Here is a 24,126-nt window from a genome sequence, read left to right as displayed (position 1 = left end):
GCCTTAAGATGATAATCTTAAATATTATTAATTCTTATCTAAAATCAGCAAATATTATAAATACGAAGCCTTGAAATAGTAATCTTATTTGTTTGTAAACTCTGTCATTCAACGATGCACGCTAAGCGTGGCTTCCCGCACAGAGTTTGTCAAGACCTAGCTTTTTGATGCGTTTGTAGTCCTTATGAAACTTGGATGTCGTTTTAAGTTGAAACATATAACCTAATCCTCTGCATTGAGTGCTTGAATAAACTCATCTGTAGTTTTATAGGATTTTGCTTGAATCTTACCGGACATGATGTCACGTGCTTCTTGCATTGCTAATGTTTCAGCATTAAATCTTGGTTTCCTGATCGTGAAAGGGAAACCACCTTCCATAATAGATGTACGCAAGAAAATATTGATGGCATCTGTTACAGAGATACCAAAGCTACCAAAAAGATCTTCAGCTTGTTGTTTAACTTCAGGTTCAATACGAACATTAATGTTTGCAGTTTTAGCCATAATTTTGCACCTCCTACTACTTATATTGTAGTTCAAAAGTGAAACAAATGAAGCCAAAATGATGTATTGCACCCTGAAAAAAGCAATTATCCTGACGAAATACGAAAAAGTGAAACATGCTATATACGACAATCTATTGCAATATGGGTATGACAAAGATAAGATTTATAAAGAAGTAGACGACATCTTTAGCATTATGGAAAGGCAAAAGGAATATGATCAGTAGAACGGCGTTGATTGGTGGTATTGAGGTGCAGATAACTAAAAAATCAACTCTAAAAAATCTCTATATTAGAATAAATCCGCCAAAAGGCAATGTTACGATAAGTGCACCGCTACTTTATCCTGATGATGACATCAGCTTATTTGTGCTAAAAAAACTACCTGAAATCAATGCAGTCCGAGCAAGAATGCGTTCACAGTCAAGACAAACCAAACGAGAATTTATTTCAGGCGAGGGTCATTATTTATGGGGCAAGCCATACCGCCTTGATGTGGCAGTTGGCACTAAAAAATACAGTATTGAAAAAATGCCGCATAAGATATTATTTTCAGTTCCTAAAGGAGCAAGTACTGAGAATAAAGAAAAAGTATTTAATGAATGGTATCGTAGCGAGTTAAAAAGAGTCATGCAAAGTTTGATTCCAATTGTCGAAAAACGCATGAATCTTAGTGCCAATGAGTATCGCGTCAAGAACATGAGAACAAGGTGGGGTACGTGCAACATTGATAAAAAACGCATATGGATCAATCTTCAGCTTGCCAAAAAGCCAATTGAATGTATTGAATATGTCTTGGTGCATGAAATGGTTCATTTGCTGGAAGCAAATCATACGCATAAGTTTCACGCTCTTGTTGGCAAATATTATCCTACATGGAAAGAAGCCAAGAAGACATTAGAAAAGATGCCTCTGGATTACTTAAAATAATAACAACCGCATACAAAAAATCCTACCTTGTGCATGTGCATCTGTAGGATTTTTAATTATTGATATATGCACTAAATAATGATAATATACACTAGAAAAATTGTTATGAAATTACGCATAGATCAATATTTGCTAGAAAAGGTGGAAGGTTCTGTAAGGCTTTACACTGCACGCTCAATGATATTATGGACTTTATAGCGGAGGATGATAAGTATGGTGAATCTATCACAAGAAAAGCGTAAGCGAATGATAGCGTTTTTAAAGAAAATAAAAGAAGAGCATAAGGACGATGATGAAACTCTTATTGCTCTGGATGAGATTGAGAATGAACTCAACTCAAAGAAATACGGTCTTGTTTGGTAAAAACACGAAGAAAAAGTTGACCGTATGATGCAAGACAATATACCTGTGTTCACTGAAGTAAAAGAACGTGAAATTAAAGCAAAGGATGAAAACTCTTATAACTTTCTACTGGAAGGTGACAACCTGCATAGTTTGAAGTTACTTGAGAAAACACATGCGGGAAAGATTGATGTAATCTATATTGATCCACCTTATAACACGGGCAATAAGGACTTTATTTATGATGATTCATTTGTAGATAAAACAGATGGTTATTCACACTCTAAGTGGCTCTCTTTTATGAGTGAACGATTAGAGATAGCAAAGCTATTGCTTTCTGAGGAGGGTGTTATCTTCATTTCTATTGACGATCATGAGCAAGCACAGTTAAAATTGTTATGTGACAGTGTTTTTGGAGCAGACAATTTCATTGCAGAAAGCATAGATGCATCTAACTCATCAAAAAACAATTCTAACTATATAGCAGTAAACCATGAGTATTTACTATGCTATGCCAAAAATATTTCAGGAGTTAAAAAAGGATGGCTTGTTAAGAAAAATCAAATCGACGAATTTGAAAGACGAGCAAAAACATTACTTAACATGAACCTTTCTCCTGAGAAAATACATAATGAATTATTGCAGTTGGTAAAGTATCCATGTTTTTATGATTTTGACCATTACACATATGTAGACCAGCATGGAGTGTATGGCACTTTTGAACCTGGTGGTGTTAAAAATGGTAACTTTGATACAGAAATCCTCCACCCAATTACGGGAAAACCGTGTGTGAAACCAAGTGGTGGCTGGCGTTATAGTGAAGCCACTCTGCAAGAGCTCGTTAAAAAGGATGGAATTAATTTTGGAAAGGATGAAACGGTAATACCTCGCATAAAACGATATTTACATGACTATCCTATGCAGGTTCCGAAATCAACACTCTTTTTTGATTCGCAAGCCACCACTAAATGGCTTAAAAGAGAAAACATAGCAATTGATTTTCCTAAATCAATTGACTATATCAAGCATATTTTATCTTATACGCAAGATAATTCTGCCACCGTCTTCGACTTTTTCGTCGGATTTCGTGTCATAATAATGACACAGGCAAATAGTCAAGTAAATATAAGGGTTTTAGAGCTTCTACCAAAGTTTAAAATCAAAAAAATGAATCGTTGGTGTGCTGTTTAGAGCAGTTATTACGAAAATAAATGTTGTAAACAGTACATCAGCATAAAGGAGGAACTCACATGTCTAAGGCAAAAAAAGACACGATTGAAGCAAAAGGTGTTGCTATTCAAATTTATACTGAAGACTTTAAAAACGACTATATAAGTCTAACAGATATAGCTAAGTATAAAAATACTGATGATCCGAGGTTTGTTATTCAGAACTGGATGAGAAACAGAAATACGTTGGAATTTATCGGACTATGGGAAGTTCTGAACAATGAAAATTTTAACCGTGTGCAATTCGACACGTTTAGAAATGAGGCAGGACTTAATAGATTTACAATGACACCACAAAAATGGATTGATTCTACAAATGCTATTGGCATAATTTCAAAGTCTGGAAGATATGGTGGGACATATGCACATTATGATATAGCAATGGAATTCGCTTCATGGATTTCACCAGAATTTAAGTTATATATTATTCAAGACTATAAGAGACTTAAGTCAGATGAAAATTCAAGGATGTCACTGGGATGGAATCTGAATAGGGAGATTTCAAAGCTTAATTATAAAATTCATACGGATGCAATCAAAGAATATCTCTTAAAGGATCTTACCAAAGAACAGTTATCTTATAAGTATGCAAGTGAAGCCGATATGCTCAATGTTGCTTTATTTAACAAAAGAGCAAAACAGTGGCGTGAAGAAAATCCTGACTTAAAGGGTAATATGAGAGACTATGCAAGTCTTAATGAGTTACTTGTACTTGCAAATATGGAAAGCTATAATGCGGTTCTTATTGGTAAAGGTATGGAACAAAAAGAAAGAATGATAGAACTAAGAAAGCTTGCCAGAACTCAACTTATGTCAATTGAAAAGTTGAACAATACAGGTATTAAGAGCTTAGAAGATAAGTCAAAGAAATAGAGAGCTATGTTATGAGATGAGCATTGAAAATTATCTTATTTCCAATAATATTGCTCTTGTCGATACTAATTGCTTTTCTAAAATTTATTATAAAAGTTAGTGGAATGATTTTATGTATAATATCTTTTCTAGTGTTTATCGGAGCAGTAGCATGCTTTATACAAAATGATATGGTAACTGGAATGGTAGCATTACTACTAGCTTTCTTAATCAGTCCTTATGGACTACCTAAAATTGCACTGTGGATTACAGCATACCTTGAAGTAGGGAAAGATACATTAAGGGAAATATAAGAGATATAAGACGATGGAATATAAATCTATCGTCTTTTTCTATGCCTAAATTTAAGAGAAAGGAGGCGATAGTATGAGTATGTATTTGTTTGATGAACAGCCTATACTAGCAAATAAGGCGTTAGCCAGAGAATTAGGCTTAAATGAAGCTCTTGTGCTTCAACAAATAAATTACTGGATTGAAATAAACAAGAAGTCTGGCAACAATTATCATGATGGCAAGTATTGGACATATAACTCAATAAGAGCATGGCAAGAAAAAGATTTCGATTATTTAAGTGTTGATACAGTTAAACGAACTTTTTCTAAGATTGAAAAAGCGGGCTATCTTTTAGTTGAAACTATAATAAAGATCCTAGAGATAAAACGAAGTGGTACACAATAAATGAAAATAAATTAGAAGAACTTTATCTTGAACTAAATCAAAGAAAACAAGAGAAAGAAAAGTATTAGAAGAGGACAAAATCAACCAATGCAATGAGGTATTTAGCACTGATGCATTTGATGAAAATCAACCAGTGCATTATGGTAACTTGCATGAACCACCATTACCAGAGATTACTACAAATAATTCATCAAAGATTACTTCATATATTTCTACAGAGAATTCCTCCCACCTACCCATCTGTGAAAGAGATCTGTTTTATTTAAGGGACGGAATGGAGGAAGGATGCAAAAAAATAAAATCATATAAATCTTGTCTATAAGAATTAAGAGAAAGTACAGGGTATAACGAACACATGAAGCTAGGTAATAAGATTATTGCTAAAACCTTTGATGAAATAATTAAAGTTTTAGCTGATGTTATGCTATTAAATGTAGAAGATACTGTAACAATAAATCAAACAAAATTACCAGCAAATGTTGTTCAAGAGCGATTTAGAGAACTATATTCTTCGCATATGGAGTATCTTGTAAATGCTTTATCAGAGAATGAATCAAAAATAAGAAATGTAAGAGCATTTATTTTAACGGCAGCATATAATGCACCAAGCAATATGGATACCTATTATACAGCACTTGTTAGTTATGATATGAGGGAAGGAGGTTACTGATGATAAATGAAGAAATTTCTAATAGAGTAGTTAATATTGAAGTTAATGTCTTAAAAGCAACATATCAAGAAATATTGAGTCAAGTAAAGAAGTTGCAACAGAGATCAAAACAACATGGTGGCTTAGATAAACTTATCAAGGCTGAGGGAATGAGGTCAAACTCAAAGATAGGGTTAAGAAAGGTCAGCTTGAAGAAATCAATGTTAAAGATAGTGAATTAAAAGAACTAAAAAAAGAATTGAATAAACATGGTGTTAAATTCTCAGTGATGAAAGATAAGGAAAGAGGGACACATTCAGTATTCTTCCAAGCAAAAGATATAAAGGTTATGAATAAAGCTTTTCAAAATGTGCTTTCAAATATTGATAAGAAAGAGAAAAATAAGGAGTCAATTCACAAGAACATAGAAAAATTTAAAGAGTTGGCAAAGAATACTATTTCTAAAGACAAAGTCAAGAATAAACAAAAGGAGCAGAGCCTATGATAGATAAGATACTAAAGGACATCAAAGGCTTATTTAAGGTGCAAGATAAGGCAAAGTTTTTCAAGCGGAACATTCCCTATCTTGCATTTTTCTATGTTGGTAATATTTTTGCTCACCATGTAAGAGCATATACTGGTGGCGATGTGATAGACAAAATCTTTCAGGGAATATTAGAGCTTAATACCATGAGCTTACTGCCAAGTATTCATCCAACTGATATTTTAATGGGCGTGGGAGTAGTAGCTTTAATTAAGTTTGTTGTTTATACCAAAAGTAAAAATGCTAAAAAGTTTAGACATGGGAAAGAGTATGGCTCAGCACGGTGGGGAACTGCAAAGATATTCAGCCTTATGTAGATGAGAAATTCCCAAATAATATCTTGCTTACTCAAACTGAGCGATTAACAATGAATGGAAGATCGGCAAATCCAAAGTATGCAAGAAACAAAAATGTACTTGTTATAGGTGGTTCTGGTTCAGGAAAAACGAGATTTTATGTAAAGCCGAACCTAATGCAAATGCACTCTTCATATTGTGTTACAGATCCTAAAGGAACAATAGTCATTGAGTGTGGGAAGATGCTTGAGGATAATGGATATGAGATAAAAATCTTAAATGCCATCAACTTCAAAAAGATCATGAAATACAATCCATTTGCCTATCTCAGAAGTGAAAAAGATATACTAAAATTAGTGCAAACAATCATTGCTAACACCAAGGGAGAGGGTGAAAAAGCAGGCGAAGATTTTTGGGTCAAAGCCGAAAAACTTTACTATACAGCTCTTATTGGATATATCTTCTATGAAGCTCCAAGAGAAGAAAAGAACTTTGCAGTCAAGCAATATAAGAAGTACAAACTTGCTGCTGGAAAAACAGCAAAGTCTATTCTTGTATCATGTGGTGCAAGGCTTGCACCTTTTGATATTCAAGAGCTTAGGGACTTGATGAAAGAAGATGAACTTGAACTTGATACACTTAGAGATAGAAAGACAGCACTGTTTGTTATTATATCTGATACAGATGACACCTTTAACTTTGTTATATCTATTATGTACTCACAGCTATTTAATCTACTTTGCGATAAGGAAGATGTTGAATATGGAGGAAGATTACCTGTTCATGTAAGGTGCTTACTTGACGAGTTTGCGAATATCGGTTTAATTCCAAAGTTTGAGAAGCTAATTGCAACAATCCGTTCAAGAGAAATATCAGCAAGCATAATACTGCAAGCACAATCTCAATTAAAAGCAATTTATAAAGACCATGCAAATACAATAGTCGGTAACTGCGACTCTACACTCTTTCTAGGAGGAAAAGAAAAAACAACAGTAAAAGAGTTATCAGAAACCTTAGGCAAAGAAACCATAGACCTATATAACACATCAGAAACAAGATCCAACCAGAAATCTTTTGGATTAAATTATCAAAAAACTGGTAAGGAACTTATGAGCCAAGATGAAATAACGGTTATGGATGGTAGTAAGTGTATTTTTCAGTTAAGAGGTGTAAGACCGTTCTTATCAGATAAGTTTGATATTACAAAGCACAAGAATTACAAGCTACTTGAAGATTATGATAAAAAGAATGTGTTTGATATTGAAGACTATATCAAGAGAAAAGGCAAGGTTAAGCTTAATAGAAATACAGTAATTACAAGATTGTAATATTTTTTGTTATAGCTTTACTTGGTATGGGGATATTTGATTTAATAGAGTAAATTAGAATCTAGAGAGGTTTTTAGCGAATGTTAGGATATGAAAAAAATGAAAAGTTAGAATTTAATTATAAAAAATCTTGTGGGTTATGGTTAATTGCGGTTGCCATTGTTATCGTAGTTGCTACCATAATAGGCGGACAACAAATAATAAATATGCAAGTGTTTAGCATAGGTTATATAGTTTCCTTTTTTTCAATTAATATGAATAAAAACTTACTGAAAAAACTATCTACTGGATCATCGACTAAATTTCAAAATAAGGTTTCTCAATACTCAATAATATTACTTTTTATATTAATGATATTTTTAGGTGGTCCATTTTTTGCTACTGAGAATTGGAGATTGATATGGTTGGGAGCATTATTAGCCACAGCATTGCATTTTTTCCCATTCTATTTTGTACATGGAAAATCAATGATTTTATTAGGAATTATGTGTACCATTAATATTATCATGGGATATATTTTTTCTGATGTTTCTTTGGTATTATTTGTCTATATTGATGCAATAATTAAATTTATATTTGGAGTTTATTTATTATTTTTTTCAAAAGTGACAAAGCAATAAATTTAAATTTGTCTAATTAAATACAAAACACAAAGACGATAGAAAAATCAAAAATCTATCGTCTTTTTTCATGCCTATTTTCAATTTATATTGCGATCAATAAATAGGAAAAACTCGTAGAGAAGCTAACTAGTATTTCAAATGCCTCTCACTAATATATACACGACAAAATGATAGTTCCCTTAAATATGTTACAGAAAGTAAAGGAGAAAAGATGATAAGGATAAGAAGCCCTACCTAAAAGACAACTAAATATACAAATACTTGGCGATTGGAGTTAACTTTTCAGTCGCTTTTTTAATGGGTGTAAAAAATGAAGTAGAATATCTAACCAATGCTTATCGTGAGTATACATCAGGATATGCGACAAGTATTATTCGTTCAACATCTGAGATGCTCTTTGAGAAATATTGCGAAGCAAAGGATGATATTGAATGGATTTATAAAAATGGAGATACAGGTAAACAATATTTCTCTATTGTCTATATTGATGGATTGCAACATCAATGGCTCTTTTATGCTGACTATATTGTCAAAAAGAAAGATGGCAGCATCTGGGTTATTGAAACTAAGGGTGGGGAAGCTCATGGACAAGATAAAAATATAGATATACAGATTGAAAACAAATTCAATGCCTTTAAGAAGTACGCACAAGCTAAAAATCTTAACTGGGGCTTTGTACGAGATAAAGATGATGAGCTTTATATTAACAATACTGTATTTGCTGAAGATATGGCAGATGATAGTTGGAAACCGCTATCTGAGAAATTTTAATATGTAGAAGTGCACTACACATACATTTTTACATATTAAATAATAACAACCGCATACAAAAAATCCTACCTATGCATGTGCATCTGGTAGGATTTTTATTTTTTAATTCTTTTCGATATATTGTAAAATACGATTCATATCATCGTCTGATATGTTATTATTGCCAGTAGTTTTCAATTGATGGATTTTTTCAACTGATATGTGACTTTTAAAGGCTAAAGTATTATCTGTTAAATTATGCTGCAACTCATAATTGATAATAAGATCTGCTATATTTTGGTTAAGCATTAATATCCACCTCACTTATTTGAATATTTGTATTTTGTTGATAGGGAAATAACGTAATTTAACTTCCCCAACGATATCCTTTTTCTTAATAAATCCGATAATTCTAGAATCTTTAGATATATTTCTATGATCTCCCATAACAAAATATGAATTTTTAGGTACTCGTGAGACATTAAACAGCTTCTTAAGGCTAAAATTGTTAGTATACAATTGACCTTTAGGTAATGAATTTTTATATTCATCTAAATATTTTTCACGTAATGGTTTACCATTGATATAAGTGATATCATTTTTGGATGAGACAGTATCACCAGGCATCCCAATAATTCTTTTAATATAAAATGCTCCAGGATTATCTGGTGCTTTCAAAATAACTACATCACCACGTTGTAAATTCGTATGTCTTACAGCGATTAATCTATCATTATTTTCAAAAGTTGGTTGCATAGAGAGACCAGATACTGATTCATTTGCTAATACAAATGTAAATAACAGGTAATAACATCCTAAAAAAATGACTGATAAAAAGATAACTTGTAAACAACTTTTGTAAAAAGGAACTGCCTTTGGCTCTTCTTTTTGATTGTTTGAGGCGTGCTTTGCTTGATAATTATTCATTAAATGACTCCTAACTAAGTTAATATATATATTATAACTTTTTTTTAGGCAATTGAATGTTAAAATCTAACTATGGAGAAAATAAAAATGACTAGCTATTTAAATAAAATGATATCTTTAGTTGAAGAACTGCATTTACCGTTTGTTGATGAACAGGTGCTAGAAATAAAATTTATTATTAAGTGTCTTGATGCTAAAATACCTCTACCTAGTGCACCTAATATGTTGGGAATTGAACCTGATGTGATGGATTTTTATAAAGAAAAACTTAGTGCAATAGATTATCAAAAATTAGAACTAGTTAATCAATTATTAAATAACTTTCGGAGCTATATTTCCAGAAAATATGGCGTCTGGTCATTAGCAAATTTAAATACAGCCAAAGAAATTGTTGATAAATATAATGTTCATAGTATTTTAGAGATTATGGCTGGTAATGCTTATTGGTCGGCTACATTTAGTAAATTGGGAGTAAAAGCAATTGCTACGGATAATTTGGAGTGGGCTAAGGGATCATGTACTGGTGATTTATTATTCTTTCCAGTCAAAAAATTATCTGCTGTTGATGCTATACATAAATATAGGGATGTTGATATAATAATTTGTTGCTGGGCTCCTAATTTTGGCTCGGCTGATATGGATATTATAGAAGCTTATAATACAATTCAGGGTAAAAAACCTAAGTTGCTATTTTTAGGGGAAAAGAATTGTGCTACCAATACAGCTAGATTTTGGAAATCTGCTAAATTTAAGAAAAGCTGCGAATTAAATAGTATCAATCATACTATTTCGTCATTTGACTTTATTGATGAGAGGTTTTTTGAAATTAAATAACATGAAAAAATTTTTATTAATCGTAACAATATTTTTAGCATTTGTAGGACTTGCATTTACTATATCGATCAAGCAATCACAAAATGCCGATATAATTTTAACTAATAATGGTCTTAGTTCATCTTATTGTGTCTATCGGCCAAAATTAAAATTAAAAATCCGCAAGCTTTTACAATATTTAGACAAGAATTGTAAGTCGAGCAAACTCCAAGTACAATTCAAATCAAAATATGATGTCGATGAAATCTTGGTTTGGGCAAACTATAATATCAAAGGACAACCTGTAATAGGTGATAATGCTAGATATTTTAATAAAGCAGAATTTAAAGGTAATGTAACATTTGCAGTTATTTCGGCACATACACCAGTGGCAAATATTGTGACGTCGCAGAATAATCGTTACTTAAAATATGAAGGGCAATACATTTCAATTATTGGACAATTAAAAGCCAATGATCAAAGTGAGATACAACAATCTGCATATTATTTAACTACTGGTATCCAGCAACAAACCGGTAATAATAACTTAAATAATTACAAAATTATTATTGATGGCTTGAATAAAAAGCAGGCCAAAAAAGTAGGACACTTTTTAAAAGCAAAAGCCATATGGGTAAATTTTGCTCAAACATATAACTTAAAACATAGAATAAATCCTACAAAAAAATTAGTGTTTGGAATTATTTGTATACTCTTTATCTGGGGAATAAGTGCTATGATTGCCTATAATTGTAATGTTAATAGACGAGATCTAGCAATGAAAAAAGGTAAGCATTCAATGATAGTGAATATCTTACAATTTAATATAATCAATTTTATCATGATATGTATAATCTACTTCATCGTTCCTATGGTTTGGTTTTATAGTAATTCAAGTGCAGTATTAAAATTATTTATATTCATATTTATTATTCAATCTGCTATATACGACGGTATAATATTTTTTCGCCCAAAAAGGAGACAATAATGTATAAAATTCCAACAGAATTTATTGATAAATTTACCCACCTTGTAGGTGAAAAACATGCTTCAGAATTAATGTTGGCTTATCAAGAAAATCCTAAAAAAGGGTTCAGACTAAATCCGATAAAGTATGATTATACTAATGTTAAATACAATTTAGATCATAAAATTCCCTATATAGATAATGGCTATTATGGCGAAATAAGCGGAAATGATAGTGAATGGATTGGTGGTTATGTGTATTCACAAGATCCATCTGCGATGTATCCTGCTACCATAGCTGATATTAAGCCCGGAGAATATGTTTTAGATTTATGTGCAGCACCTGGAGGCAAGTCTACAATTATTGCTAGCAAGCTAAAAAATGAAGGTGTACTCGTAGCAAATGAAATATCAAGCAAGCGGGCAAAAGAATTGAGAGAAAATTTGGAAAAGTGGGGAACAAGTAATGTTATTATTACTAATGAATCACCAGAAAGACTAGTGAAAAAGTTCAAAAATTTATTTGATACTATCATTGTCGATGCCCCATGTTCAGGTGAGGGGATGTTTAGAAAAAGTGATGATGCTATTAAATATTGGTCACAAGAATATGTCTTAACTTGTCAAGCTCGCCAACAAAATATTCTTAATTGTGCAGTAGATATGCTTAAAAATAATGGTAAATTGGTATATTCAACTTGTACATATTCACCTGAAGAAGATGAACAAATTGTATCCTGGCTGATGAAGGAAAAAAAGCTAAAAATACAAACTATACCTAAGAGCCAAGGGATTTCTGATGGTCATCCAGAATGGACAATTGAAAAATTTAATGACATAAAAAAAGCGGCTCGGTTTTGGTTACAGGATAAAATCGGTGAAGGTCAATTTGCTGCTCTTTTGAAAAAAGATGTCCCTCAATGTACTGATTCCAATTTAGATATGATAACACTACCAAGCAAAAAGATACGATCTAATATCAAAGATCGGATCCAAGTAATTAGTAAAGATGAGTTTAAATTGATTAATGATATTTTGCATCAATTTAATTTGCCACTTTATTTAAGTAAACAGTTAGGTAGAGCAATCAACAAGAATAATCATATAGTGATACCAGCACTTTCTGATGAGAAATTAAAGTCACTTCACGTTATCAGCAATGGGATTGAATTGGGTATATTGAAGAAAAATAGATTTGAGCCGTCTCATCAATTAGTTTATATTTTAGCTCAAGTTAAGCAAAATAACGTATATAATATCACGAATGAATCTGATTTTAAAAAGTATTTGCATGGTGAAACTTTGCAAGTTGAGCATCCCATTACGTATGGTTACGTATTAGTTGCATTTGAACACCATATTTTTAGTTTTGGCAAAATTGGAAAAGATAGTATTTTAAAGAATTATTACCCGAAAGGGCTACGCAGATAAAAAAAGTTTGTACTTTTATATAAGTACAAACTTTTTATATTTGATTTAAAAAATTAGTTAGTTCCAGTGATAAATAATATTTAACTTTTTTTACATCGTCTAATTTATTTATCCCAAATAATGCCATTAAGATAATTAATTGGTATTTTAACTTTTGGATTTCGCTAATAAGTGCGGTACCATTTTTATCTTGCATAGATAAATGTAGAAAATGGTTAGCAATTCCAACATACTTGGCACCTAAAACCAAACTCTTGAAAATATTAATGCTACTATTGATACCACCCGAAGCAATAAAATTTACATGAGATATTTCCTGAAGGTTACTCAACAGGGATTTTACTGTCGATAAGCCTAGATCATCTAAAAACAAATTATCTTTATTAGCAGTCCGTTGATTTTCTATATGTACAAAATTTGTACCACCCATACCACCAACATCAAAATAATTGATTCCTAGTTTGGCTAATTTTTTGACACTAAAGGGATCTAAACCCATGCCAACTTCCTTAATGATTAACGGCACATTAACAAGCTGCTGGATTTCTAGAATATTATCTAGCCAGTGAAAATCACGATCTCCTTCTGTCATAGCCGCTTCTTGCACTGCATTCAAATGAATTTGCAATGCATCAGCTTGTAATTCTTTAACTATCTGGTCGGCTACTTTTGGTTTAGTTAAAGGATTAATATTCGCTAAAAGAATCCCAGTTGGATTTATCTCTCTAGCTATCACAAAACTTTTTAATTGCTCAGGTTCTTTTTCTAAAATGCTAGCAGAACCTAAAGCCATCGCAATATTTTCCTTTTTAGCACAGAATGCTAGCCGACGATTGATTTCATAACTTTCATCACTGCCGCCAGTCATGGCTTCAATAAAGAATGGTGCACTAGCAATCTTATGGAAAAAATTAGTTTGAATCGAATCAGAAGATATTTTGCTTTCTGGCAGGGCAGGGCGTATAAGATTAATACCAGAAAAATCGGCATCAGGATGGGGTAGATAATATTTATTTGCTAAATCAATATGATCTTTCTTTCTTTGTGAACGCTGTGACATATAGTTATTACCTCACTTGATAGAATGAATTACAAAATCTAAGGGCTTAATATCATTAAGAATCCACATTTCTTTTAATTTGCTGATATTCGTAGAGCTATCTGCAATAACAATACCGCAGTCGCCATTACCAGCTCCTGACGTTTTAGCTGCTCCATTATATTTTTCTGCAATTTCAATTAAAGTGGTAAGTTTAGGGATTTCAATTGAAATATTATTCATCCTAGCAAAGTTAGCTAAAATCTTACGATTTTCTCTGATATGTTCTTGAATAGTTTTAATATCGCCTGCATTAAAGGCAGCAATCATCTCAGAAACACAAATCCTTGAATCATTAAGAAATTGGTTATATTTTTCCTTAATAAATTTTTTCTTGGCATTAGTTTGATCAACTAATTGAGCTGTAGAAGCTGGCTGTTTACTCCAACCGATTAAAAGCTTCAATTCTTTAGGTGGAGTTAAGAGCTTGATATCCAAACCAGGCCATTGTTCTTTAACTATCTTGCTAAGCTTATTATTTTTTAGTTCGTCTTTAAGCCACTGCTTATCAAATGTTTGATATGCTAACCAACCACCATAAACACTGGCAGCAATATCTCCAGCAGATCCATTTCCTTGAACAGTATAATGTGCAATAGCAGAAAGTTTAAATATCAGAGATTTATCTAACTCTATCCCATAAAAGTGCAAAATTGCCTTTACAGTTGCTACGGTTACTGCTGCAGAAGAACCCAATCCAAATTTTTTTCCGTCAGGAGAATCTAATTCAGAATTGATGTGCAAATCATAAATGGCTAATGTAATACCTTTTTCTAAACAATACATTTCAGTAAATTTAATAGCAGATAAAATGTATTCGAAAGGATTATCTCGATTATTGATAATCATCTTATTACCACGACGAGACCAATAAATGCAATTTTGAGAATACTGTTTTGAGTGGATCACTCCCGTCGAACCCTGGCTTTTATTAATAGAAACTGTTACAAATTCATTTAATGCAACTAAAATAGCGGGACAATGTTGCTCTAATACTGCATATTCACCTGCAATATACAATTTTCCAGGAGCTTTTTCTGTAATCAATAATAATTCCTCTAATCATCACAATTAATTATTTGAACACCTGGTCCAAATTTTGACTTTATTATTTTAACACTATCTAAGGTATTATGAATAGCTTTACAAATATCTTCTACACTTTTATCTTGACATAATATTTTTACATTAGGTCCAGCATCTATAGTGTAGTAGCATTCTATGCCATTCTTTCTTAAATTGCGAACTAAATTCATGATGGTAATAGTTGTAGGTTGAAAATATGAAAAACTTGGCATAGCGGTTAAATTTAAGCTATGCATTTCGTTGGCAGATAACTCACTAAGTTCACCTAAACGTGTAAAATTATTATTTTTGATAGCTGATTCCATTTCAGAAATTTCTTGTTTATTGCGATTTAGCCAAGTCTGATAAAAAGGGGAGGTCTGGGCTATTTTCATCCCACAAGTAGAAGAAATTTCTTTTGGACTTACGTCTAATTCGATTGCTAACATCGTAAGATCCATTTGAGGATGTTCATTTATTGGAAAAGCAAATGAAGTTTGATCATCATAACCTTTTTGCCATTCAACAAAACCACCAAAAATAGATCTAGTAGCAGAACCGGACCCAAGTCTTGCAATACGTGATAATTCCTGCCGATTCAGATTCAAGTTATAGCTAGCAGCAAAACTAGTTGCTAATGCAGCAAAACCAGATGCTGAAGATGCTAATCCAGCGGCAGTAGGAACATGATTTTCAGTTTTTATACAAAAATGATCGTTGAAACCATATATATCCTGTAATTTTTTAACATAATTAATAATTCTGTAACTGGCTTGGTCATTAACTGCTTTTCCATTCATAATGACCATATCGTTTGCTAAATCAACATTATGTGTAAATTCAGTTTCTGTATAAAAAGCATCTAGTGTCATAGATATACTTGACATCAAAGGGATCTTTAATGAACTATCAGCTTTGCCCCAGTACTTAATTAAGGCAATATTAGTATGAGCACGTGCAATTATTTTCATATAAAATATCCTAACTAAATTTCTTCAATCCAATAATTTTCATAATTATTTATAGCAAGTTGAGCAATACTAGATGCAACTTCTTTATTCGGACATAAAGCTATCACAATACCTCCTAAACCGCCACCTGATAATTTACAACCATATGCACCATTTTGGTTAGCGATGTTACATAAATTATTGATACGAGTCGTAGATAGGCCAAAGTTTGCAAGAATATGTTGAGCTTCATTAAAGATAGTTCCTACCATTGGTGCATCTTTTTTAAACCAATAATCTTTTGTTTGATCTGCTAAATAACCTAATTTATCAATAGCTTCTTTTTTAGCAATATCGTGTTCTATTTGATATTTAACAGATGATACAGCTTCTTTAGTATTACCTAATTCACCAGTATCCATAATTAAAAGGGTAGCACCTAATTTTTCAGATAAAACTTTTGGTCCCATATTTTTGTTGAAAAACACTAAATAATCAGACTGTACTGTAGCTGCATCCAGACCCGAAGCCTTACCATGATTAATAGTTTCAGCTTCATTAGTGATATCAGTAATTTCTTTAGATGTCATCTTTAGTGCAAAATATTCATTTAAAGCTCTAGCAGTACCCAATGCTACAACAGCACTTGATCCCAATCCTCTCTCCATCGGTATTTCTCCAGTATATGTAATTTTGATCGAGCAGGGCGTAGGTATTTTGGATAGTATTTTTTTGACGACATGTTTTAAGCCATTATACTCTGCAGGTGCAGTTAAATATGGTCCTTGATATCTTAATGTATCCATCCAAATTCCATCATGATAAGCTTCTACGCTAGTAGCAATATTTAACGCATGAATAGGCAAAGCCATCGCATCTTTTCCATAAACTACAGAATGTTCACCAATTAAAATTACTTTTCCATGAGTTTTTACTATTACTTTTCTTTTATTCATAATTTTTCTATATTCACCTTTCTATAATCAAAGTATATGCTAAAATACCGAATGAGGAGATTAAATATATGATAAATATAATAACTAGTACACAGGCATATGATTTACAAAATGAAATTTTAAATATGGCCGTAAAGACATATCTAAATAATAAAACCAAAAAGACATTTGTTATTGTACCAAATCATGTTAAGTTTACAACAGAAATAGCTACTTTGAAAAAAATAGCTAACATCAATAAGCAAGATAGCGTATCAGTAACAAATTTACAAGTATTATCCTTTTCACGACTTGCTTGGTATTTTTTGCGTAATCAAAAAATAGCTTTACCAGAAATCATTGATGATGCTACTAGCTTAATGATTTTAGAAAAGATAGTCAAAAATAAAAAAGATGAATTACTACTCTTCAATAATTCTAATAATGGTAGTTTGAAGCAAATTTATGAGTCAATTATTTTAATTCATCAAGGAAATGTAGATTTGAATTCTATTAGTCATGAAGCAATCACTGAAGAGACGAGTAGGAAATTACATGACTTACAAATAATATATGACGAATTTATCCAGATGCTTGGTGATCATTTTACTACCAAAGATGGTATTCAATTAATATTAAAGACAGTATTGGACAAAAAGTTGTCAATTGATAATATGAATTTCTTTTTCTGCGGTTTTTCATATTTTTCATTATCAGAATTAAATATTGTCAAAATAATAGCTAAAAAAGCCCACTTGAGTGTATTTGCTTTCAAAACAAAGGATGCTCAAATTAATGATAAAGTGATGGAAGGCGATTATGATTACATCGTTCAAAGTACTATTGCTAAGTTAATTAATTTTTTTAACGTAAACTCATTAAAATTTTCTACTAAAGAATATGGTTATAATATCAATTTAAATAATAAGGAAAAACTCAATGCTATTTGGACTGGAAATATTCCGCAACAAGGATTAGATTTAACAAACTATGTGCATTTAATTAAAGCTGATTCACGTTATGCAGAAATTAATTTTGTAGCTCAGACTATTTATCAGCAAGTTGTCTTTAATCATTACCGATATAAAGATTTTTTGGTTTTAGCTCCTAATTTAAGTGAATATGAAACATATTTAACGCCAATTTTTAGCCAAAACAATATTTCAATGTTTAATGACTTACAAAAGCAAATGAAATTTCATCCCTTAGTGGTTTTGATTGAAAATATTGCTGATATTAATGATATGGGATTTAAAACACAAGATATAATAACCATATTGAAGACAAGACTATTAATTCCAGAATGGTATACAGATGATATAAAATTTATAGCTGATGTTGATTTATTAGAAAATTTTGTTTTAGCTCATAATATCAACCATCAATTATGGAAAAAGAGTTTTTATGACTTTGTTGACAATAATATCAGTCATTTAGACCAAATCAATGAAAAAGTTGAAAAGTTAGATAAATTAAGACAATTCATCATTGAAAATATAGATGATTTGATTACTCAATTACATAAACTGACCAATGTACAAGAAGCTGTGACATTATTTTGGGATTTTTTATTAAAGAACCAAATAAATAAAAAACTCGAAAAATGGCGTGATACTGCTATTAACAACGGAGATTTGCAACTTGCTCAACAGCCTGAACAAATCTGGGCACTTTTGAACAAACTATTGAAAGACTACGTTTTGATTGCAGAAGAATTTAATACTGAGAATTTTTTTGATATTCTTATTTCAGGATTTAGTGAAGCTAACTTTTCTCAAATACCATCAGTTTTGGATGCAGTAACAGTTTCAGAAATTGGAATGGTGCAAAATAATTCATTCAAGCAAGTCTTTATTATTGGAGCTGTAAATAATTCATTACCTAAAATTCAAAATAAACCTGGATTTTTAAATATAGAAAATATTAATGAACTTAATAATTCCATAGATGATGAGCAACAGTATATTGAGAATAATCAAGAAGTAAACAATTTAGATCAAACTTATCAATTTGGTGATGTATTAAGTTTAGCTAGTGATGGTGTATATATATCGTACCCAATTATCAATGTATCCAATGAAAAAATGGAAGCTTCGATTTTTTACCAAGATATTAAAAATACACTTAATCTGACAGAATATGTACAACATGATTTACCTGAAAATCAACAACAGTTATTATCATTCATTACTACGCCTCAAGCTAGTTTAGGGTATATAGTTTATTTAAAAAATAAAACTAATGATGATATTAGTAACTTGCTAGCTTTGACACCATCTAATCAAGCTCTTTTATTTGACAATGTCATTCAAGCAAGTTCATTTAAAAATAAGCCTGTTAACTTAACTCCAGCGTTAGCACAAGAACTATATGGCAATAATATCAATATTTCCATTTCTCAATTAGAGACATTTTATGCTAATTCATATGAATATTTTTTAACTTACGGTCTACATTTACATAAACGTTTTGAAAATGAATTAACAAATATCCAATCAGGTAACTATTACCATGAAACCATGGATAGATTAGTTAAATATCTAAAGCAGCATAAGTTGGATTTTGCAGAGCTCACTAAAGAAAAAATATCTGTCATTTTAGCTAATATTCAGGATAAATTAAAAACAAAAGGATCTTATAGAGAATTATTAGGTGATCCCTTTAATGAATTTTTATTTAAGTGCTTAGATAGGACAACAAAAAAAGTTGTCAATTATTGGCATCAAAATATGTTTCAAACTAAATTTTCCCCATTATATTCTGAATTAAGTTTTGGAAATAAGGAGTATATTGCAGGATTATCATACCAATTTATAGACAAACAACAGAAAACACATCATATAAGCCTTAGAGGAAAAATAGATCGAGTAGATCTTTTAAAAGATTGTGATAATGAAATCTTACAATTGATTGACTATAAATCATCTGCTAAGAAATTCGATTTTAATTTATTTAAGAACGGAATTTCGATGCAAATGTTGTCATATTTATCAGTTTTGCAGGATAATAGTCATATTTTCTCAACTAATCCAGTTAATATATTTGGTGCATTTTATCAAACGATGACCCAAAAAGTTGAACATCTAAATAATAAAGCAAATATTTCCAGCTCATTTGTTACCAAACGGACACCTGATGAATCAGTTAATAAGCTCAAATATAATGGTTTATTTATTTTGGATGATGATCTTAATATTAGTCAAATTGATGCTAATTTAAATACACCATCCACATATTCCAAATTATATTCGAATTTAAGAATCAACAAAGACAATAATCTAATTTCTGCGAATGGTATCAGTCGAAATGATTTCAGTTTACTAGAACAATACAATAAATTATTAATTATTAATGCGGCCAAATCTATTTTAAATGGTGATATCAAATTAAATCCGTACAAATATGCGGATACGACTCCTCTAACTTTTTCTGACTATAATGATATTTACTTTTTTGATGATATGTTACCAGAAAATAATTACCATCATATTTTAAAGGCGGATAAAAAAACAATTATCAGTGAGATCGTTGATGAGATAGAAAGGAATAAAACTAATGACTAGTTTTACAAAAGAACAAGAAAAAGCCATTTATGACAGTAATATCGATATTTTGGTATCAGCATCAGCAGGATCAGGTAAGACTACAGTTCTAGTTGAACGAGTAATTGAAAAAATATTACACCATCAATCTATAGAAAACTTATTAATCATTACATTTACTAAAGCTGCGGCTAGTGAAATGAAATTGAGAATAAAAAATGCTATCAAAAATAAAATTAAAGAACAACCAGATAATTTGTTCTTAAAACAACAATTAGCCAAAGTAGATATTGCAAATATTTCGACTATAGATTCTTTTTGCCTAGAAGTAATACGTAAATTTTATTATGTAATTAATTTAGATCCTAATTTTTCAATAATGACCGATGATACGCAATTATCCTTACTAAAAGAAAAGGCTTTATTGAATACAGAAAAATATTTTTTTGAAAATAAGGATCAAGAATTCATAGATTTTTATAATAACTTTGCAGGAGATAGAGAAGTTGAGGCGGCAAGATCAATGCTCTTAGAACTATATTATGTCACCTTAGCTCAACCAAACTATGAAGCATTTTTAAAGAGATTAGATTTTTTCTATCAAATAGATATCAATAAAAATGACATTATTTCTTCCAACTTGTGGCAAGAAAAAATTAAGCCATTGCTTTTGACAAATTTGCAAAATATTATCAATAAAATTAGCCAGTACATAACTAAGGCGGAACATAATTTTAGTGATTTGAATAAGTTAATCGAGCAATTAAATCTGTTCATGAAATCACTTAACTATTTGCTTGCAGGTATTGAGCAAAATTTAAATTATGATGAAATTAGATCAAGGTTTAGTAATTGTAATTTCGTAGGTCGTTTAAGACGAAGCTCTAACTGGGATGAATCATCTACAAATTTATATCAAGAAATTTCTGAATTCAAAGCTAAGTGTCAAGATCAATTAAAAAAACTCTTTGCTAGTTTTTTTATAACGGATGAAAAAGAACAACTAGAACTTTTAGCAAAAGCTCAAAAATTAGTTAAGACCATTTCTAAAGTAGAACTTACATTTATTAATGAATTTGGCAAATTAAAGCGAAACAATAATATCATTGATTTCAATGATATGGAACAATTCGCGTATAAAATTTTAACTTCTAATTCAAATAATTCAGATTTAGCACGAAGTTATTACCAAAATAAATTTTCAGAAATTCTCGTTGATGAATACCAGGATGTTAACGAATTACAAGAGCAAATTATTCAAGTTATCAAAGAAAAAGGTAAAAACAATTTATTTATGGTAGGGGATGTAAAGCAATCTATTTATGGATTTAGACAAGCTCAACCTCATTTGTTTTTGCAAAAATATCATCAATTTAGCAATGAAGTACAAAGTGAACGTATCATTTTGTCTGACAATTTTCGCTCAAGTAAAAATGTTACACAAATAGTTAATAATATTTTTGATGCATTACTGACTGAGAACTTTGGTGGAATCAATTACCAAAAAGAAGGTCGCCTACAATATGGTGCTACATATTATCCTGATGATTTGGGAACATCTACAGAATTTATTTTTTCAACTTCAAATGATGATAAACCATCAATTGCTGATGAGGAGGAAGAAGTTAATGATCTTGATGAAATAAATTTAGTAATTACTAGAATCAAAAAATTATTTAAAGATGATTATCAAGTATATGATGTCCATTCCAAATTAAAGCGATCAATCAAATTTTCTGATATAGCTATATTAACAAGGACTAAGAGTGAAAATTTGAAGCTCTTTCAAGCTTTTGCCAATGCTAAATTACCACTGTTTGTTAGTGATATTCAGAATTATTTTAAAGCGTTTGAATTGGTTATAATTACTAACTATCTAAAAATAATTGATAACCCTCAGCAAGATATACCATTAGTTTCTGTGATGCGATCACCACTATATGGTTTTACAGAGCCTGAATTTGCAAAAATCAGAATTGCCTCACGATCAACTTCTTTTTATGATGCTATTATTAATTATATTCAAACCTCTGATGATGAATTAAGCATTAAGTGCAACAATTTTATCAATGAACTATCACACTTTAGAAATTTTTCGATTGATCATAGAATTTCTGAATTAATATGCGATATTTTTCAAAATACACATATTATCGAACTAGTTTCTGGGATGGTAAATGGGCCACAACGTCGGGTTAATTTGGAATCACTTTATGAAAGGGCACAAGCCTTTGAAACATCAGGCTTTAAAGGTTTATACCAATTTATTAATTTCATTAAAAGAATGCAAAAAAATAAATACGATTTTTCGCAACCTTTATCAAGCAAAGATGCTCAAGATGCCATTAAATTGATGACGATACATGGATCAAAAGGTTTGGAATTTCCAATTGTATTTTTAATAGGTCTCAATCATAAATATCAACAAGCAGATACCACTAATAATTACGTAATTACAACTAAAAGTGGCTTAGGATTAACTATAACTACAGCAGATTATAGAATTGATTCCTTAGTTAAGAGCTACTGTAATTTTGAAAAGAAATTGCAGAATTTAGAAGAAGAAATTCGAATTTTATACGTCGGATTGACCCGTGCTAAACAAAAGTTAATTATGGTATCTACAATGGCTAATGAAAATATAATACCTGATTTTCAAAATAAATTAGATGCTCATAACCAGCTACCTTTTATTGATAAAAGTAATGCTATATCACCTATGTCATTTTTAGGACCTGAATTATTTGCTAATCAAGTTAATACTTTATGTTTAAGCGATATTGATAGGGAACTTGATAAAGAAGATAAAGTACACTATATCCAAGTTATGCAATTAAAGTCACAAGCAAGTGTTCAGATATCAAATCAGTCTCGTTCTGATCTTAGTGATAAATTATTGGCTACTGTAAAAACACTTTATAATTTTAATTATCCTTTTCAAGCTGCTACTACAACTACATCATATCAAGCAGTTTCTGAAATCAAAAAAGCCTTTGAATATCCTAATGATAAAGAATCGGATAATTCCAAATTGATTAATTCTGCAAATAAATATTTAATGCCAATAAGTGATCAGCCTGCATTTTTAAAGAAAGCCAATTTTACAGGAGCTGAAATTGGAACAGCTATGCATTTGTTATTACAGTATTATGATTATACAATAGAGTATAGCCCCACAAATGTAGATGACTTAATTGAAAATTTAGTCTTACAAAATAAATTAAATCCTGATATCATCCCTCATCTTTCTAAACATGATATTAATTGGTTCGTAACTTCAAATTTTGCTAAAGCATTTTGGGAAAAAAGCGATAATTTATATCGAGAAATAGAATTTTCTAGTTTGATATCTGCTAATAATTTATTTCATAATTTTAATGACGTTAATGATAAAATACTGGTTCATGGTACGATTGATGGATATTTTATAGATGATGATGGTATTATTTTATTCGACTATAAAACAGATTTTGTAGATAGATCCAATTTGGAACTAGCTATTAATAATCTTAAGAAAAAATATGCTGGTCAATTAAGTTTATATGCCTCAGCATTAAACAATTTATCAGATAAAAAAGTTAAAGCGAAATATTTGATTTTATTAAGTATAAACAAAATAGTGAAAGTTGATTAAGTCTTTAGGGAGGAATGGA

The 24,126-nt window shown here is 30.8% G+C and carries 19 protein-coding genes and 3 pseudogenes; 15 read left to right on the top strand and 7 right to left on the bottom strand.

From position 1 onward, the window contains the following. Positions 1 to 222 precede the first annotated feature (222 nt). Positions 223 to 504: a type II toxin-antitoxin system RelB/DinJ family antitoxin gene (locus G6Z82_RS03435; RefSeq protein ID WP_164785805.1), complete on the bottom strand. Its 282-nt coding sequence runs from the start codon at positions 502 to 504 to the stop codon at positions 223 to 225. 215 nt (positions 505 to 719) lie between these two features. On the opposite strand from G6Z82_RS03435, the gene G6Z82_RS03430 reads away from it, so the two are divergent. The 10 genes and pseudogenes from G6Z82_RS03430 to G6Z82_RS03380 all read left to right on the top strand — a co-directional run bounded on the left by G6Z82_RS03430 (position 720) and on the right by G6Z82_RS03380 (position 8,766). Further along, a complete protein-coding gene (locus G6Z82_RS03430) occupies positions 720 to 1,433 on the top strand; it encodes a M48 family metallopeptidase (protein WP_164785804.1) in 714 nt (237 codons plus the stop codon). Positions 1,434 to 1,646: 213 nt separating this feature from the next. Further along, entirely contained in the window at positions 1,647 to 1,796 is a 150-nt protein-coding gene (locus G6Z82_RS03425; protein ID WP_006732575.1) for a hypothetical protein, read from the top strand. Positions 1,797 to 1,820: 24 nt separating this feature from the next. Continuing rightward, positions 1,821 to 2,966, top strand: coding sequence for a site-specific DNA-methyltransferase (locus G6Z82_RS03420; RefSeq protein WP_164785803.1), 1,146 nt, complete (start codon positions 1,821 to 1,823; stop codon positions 2,964 to 2,966). Between the two features lie 59 nt (positions 2,967 to 3,025). Further along, positions 3,026 to 3,877 carry a KilA-N domain-containing protein gene (locus G6Z82_RS03415; RefSeq protein ID WP_164785802.1) on the top strand — a complete coding sequence of 284 codons (852 nt, stop codon included), beginning with the start codon at positions 3,026 to 3,028 and terminating at the stop codon, positions 3,875 to 3,877. 23 nt (positions 3,878 to 3,900) lie between these two features. Continuing rightward, positions 3,901 to 4,170 (top strand): CD1845 family protein, encoded by a 270-nt coding sequence (locus G6Z82_RS03410; RefSeq protein WP_035512125.1) that lies wholly within the window; start codon positions 3,901 to 3,903, stop codon positions 4,168 to 4,170. A 73-nt stretch (positions 4,171 to 4,243) separates the two neighbouring features. Beyond that, positions 4,244 to 5,225: pseudogene (locus tag G6Z82_RS06580) on the top strand (DUF6017 domain-containing protein). Next, positions 5,225 to 5,709, top strand: a pseudogene (locus G6Z82_RS03395) (PcfB family protein). Before G6Z82_RS06580 ends, G6Z82_RS03395 begins: the two co-directional pseudogenes overlap by 1 nt. Beyond that, a pseudogene (locus G6Z82_RS03390) lies at positions 5,706 to 7,372 on the top strand (VirD4-like conjugal transfer protein, CD1115 family). Before G6Z82_RS03395 ends, G6Z82_RS03390 begins: the two co-directional pseudogenes overlap by 4 nt. Before the next feature lie 80 nt (positions 7,373 to 7,452). Then, on the top strand, positions 7,453 to 7,992 hold the full coding sequence (locus G6Z82_RS03385) for a DUF6609 family protein (protein WP_164785801.1): 540 nt from the start codon (positions 7,453 to 7,455) through the stop codon (positions 7,990 to 7,992). A 300-nt stretch (positions 7,993 to 8,292) separates the two neighbouring features. Continuing rightward, the gene (locus tag G6Z82_RS03380) at positions 8,293 to 8,766 is read left to right on the top strand and encodes a hypothetical protein (RefSeq protein WP_164785800.1); all 474 of its coding nucleotides are present in this window, start codon (positions 8,293 to 8,295) and stop codon (positions 8,764 to 8,766) included. A gap of 102 nt (positions 8,767 to 8,868) precedes the next feature. Here G6Z82_RS03380 and G6Z82_RS03375 read toward each other — a convergent pair whose 3' ends face one another. Together G6Z82_RS03375 and lepB are read right to left on the bottom strand one after the other, a co-directional pair. Continuing rightward, on the bottom strand, positions 8,869 to 9,054 hold the full coding sequence (locus G6Z82_RS03375; protein ID WP_006732263.1) for an LBP_cg2779 family protein: 186 nt from the start codon (positions 9,052 to 9,054) through the stop codon (positions 8,869 to 8,871). A gap of 15 nt (positions 9,055 to 9,069) precedes the next feature. After that, a complete protein-coding gene (gene lepB / locus G6Z82_RS03370) occupies positions 9,070 to 9,672 on the bottom strand; it encodes a signal peptidase I (RefSeq protein ID WP_006730758.1) in 603 nt (200 codons plus the stop codon). An 87-nt stretch (positions 9,673 to 9,759) separates the two neighbouring features. On the opposite strand from lepB, the gene G6Z82_RS03365 reads away from it, so the two are divergent. From G6Z82_RS03365 to G6Z82_RS03355, 3 genes are read left to right on the top strand one after another with little or no spacing between them, the layout of a single operon-like run. Next, positions 9,760 to 10,506 carry an SAM-dependent methyltransferase gene (locus G6Z82_RS03365; protein ID WP_164785799.1) on the top strand — a complete coding sequence of 249 codons (747 nt, stop codon included), beginning with the start codon at positions 9,760 to 9,762 and terminating at the stop codon, positions 10,504 to 10,506. Then, positions 10,493 to 11,473 carry a hypothetical protein gene (locus G6Z82_RS03360; protein ID WP_164785798.1) on the top strand — a complete coding sequence of 327 codons (981 nt, stop codon included), beginning with the start codon at positions 10,493 to 10,495 and terminating at the stop codon, positions 11,471 to 11,473. The genes G6Z82_RS03365 and G6Z82_RS03360 overlap by 14 nt, the downstream gene beginning before the upstream one ends. Then, positions 11,473 to 12,882 (top strand): RsmB/NOP family class I SAM-dependent RNA methyltransferase, encoded by a 1,410-nt coding sequence (locus tag G6Z82_RS03355; protein WP_164785797.1) that lies wholly within the window; start codon positions 11,473 to 11,475, stop codon positions 12,880 to 12,882. The genes G6Z82_RS03360 and G6Z82_RS03355 overlap by 1 nt, the downstream gene beginning before the upstream one ends. Positions 12,883 to 12,916: 34 nt before the next feature. On the opposite strand, the gene fni is transcribed toward G6Z82_RS03355, so the two are convergent. Genes fni through mvk form a run of 4 tightly spaced genes read right to left on the bottom strand, consistent with a single transcriptional unit; the run spans position 12,917 to position 16,952 of the window. Next, a complete protein-coding gene (gene fni / locus G6Z82_RS03350) occupies positions 12,917 to 13,942 on the bottom strand; it encodes a type 2 isopentenyl-diphosphate Delta-isomerase (protein ID WP_006735704.1) in 1,026 nt (341 codons plus the stop codon). Positions 13,943 to 13,954: 12 nt separating this feature from the next. Then, positions 13,955 to 15,028, bottom strand: a complete 1,074-nt coding sequence (locus G6Z82_RS03345) for a phosphomevalonate kinase (protein ID WP_006729935.1) — start codon at positions 15,026 to 15,028, stop codon at positions 13,955 to 13,957. A gap of 11 nt (positions 15,029 to 15,039) precedes the next feature. Further along, positions 15,040 to 16,017, bottom strand: a complete 978-nt coding sequence (gene mvaD, locus G6Z82_RS03340) for a diphosphomevalonate decarboxylase (RefSeq protein WP_006736622.1) — start codon at positions 16,015 to 16,017, stop codon at positions 15,040 to 15,042. A gap of 14 nt (positions 16,018 to 16,031) precedes the next feature. After that, positions 16,032 to 16,952, bottom strand: a complete 921-nt coding sequence (gene mvk, locus G6Z82_RS03335) for a mevalonate kinase (RefSeq protein ID WP_164785796.1) — start codon at positions 16,950 to 16,952, stop codon at positions 16,032 to 16,034. A 68-nt stretch (positions 16,953 to 17,020) separates the two neighbouring features. Here mvk and G6Z82_RS03330 point away from each other — a divergent pair, with 68 nt between their 5' ends. Both G6Z82_RS03330 and addA read left to right on the top strand, forming a co-directional pair. After that, entirely contained in the window at positions 17,021 to 20,494 is a 3,474-nt protein-coding gene (locus G6Z82_RS03330) for a PD-(D/E)XK nuclease family protein (protein WP_164785795.1), read from the top strand. After that, positions 20,487 to 24,107 carry a helicase-exonuclease AddAB subunit AddA gene (addA, locus tag G6Z82_RS03325; protein ID WP_164785794.1) on the top strand — a complete coding sequence of 1,207 codons (3,621 nt, stop codon included), beginning with the start codon at positions 20,487 to 20,489 and terminating at the stop codon, positions 24,105 to 24,107. The genes G6Z82_RS03330 and addA overlap by 8 nt, the downstream gene beginning before the upstream one ends. The last annotated feature ends 19 nt before the right edge of the window (positions 24,108 to 24,126 follow it).

This window comes from Lactobacillus iners (assembly GCF_011058775.1).
GTDB classification, from domain to species: domain Bacteria; phylum Bacillota; class Bacilli; order Lactobacillales; family Lactobacillaceae; genus Lactobacillus; species Lactobacillus iners.
This window is presented reverse-complemented; position numbering and strand designations above follow the sequence as displayed.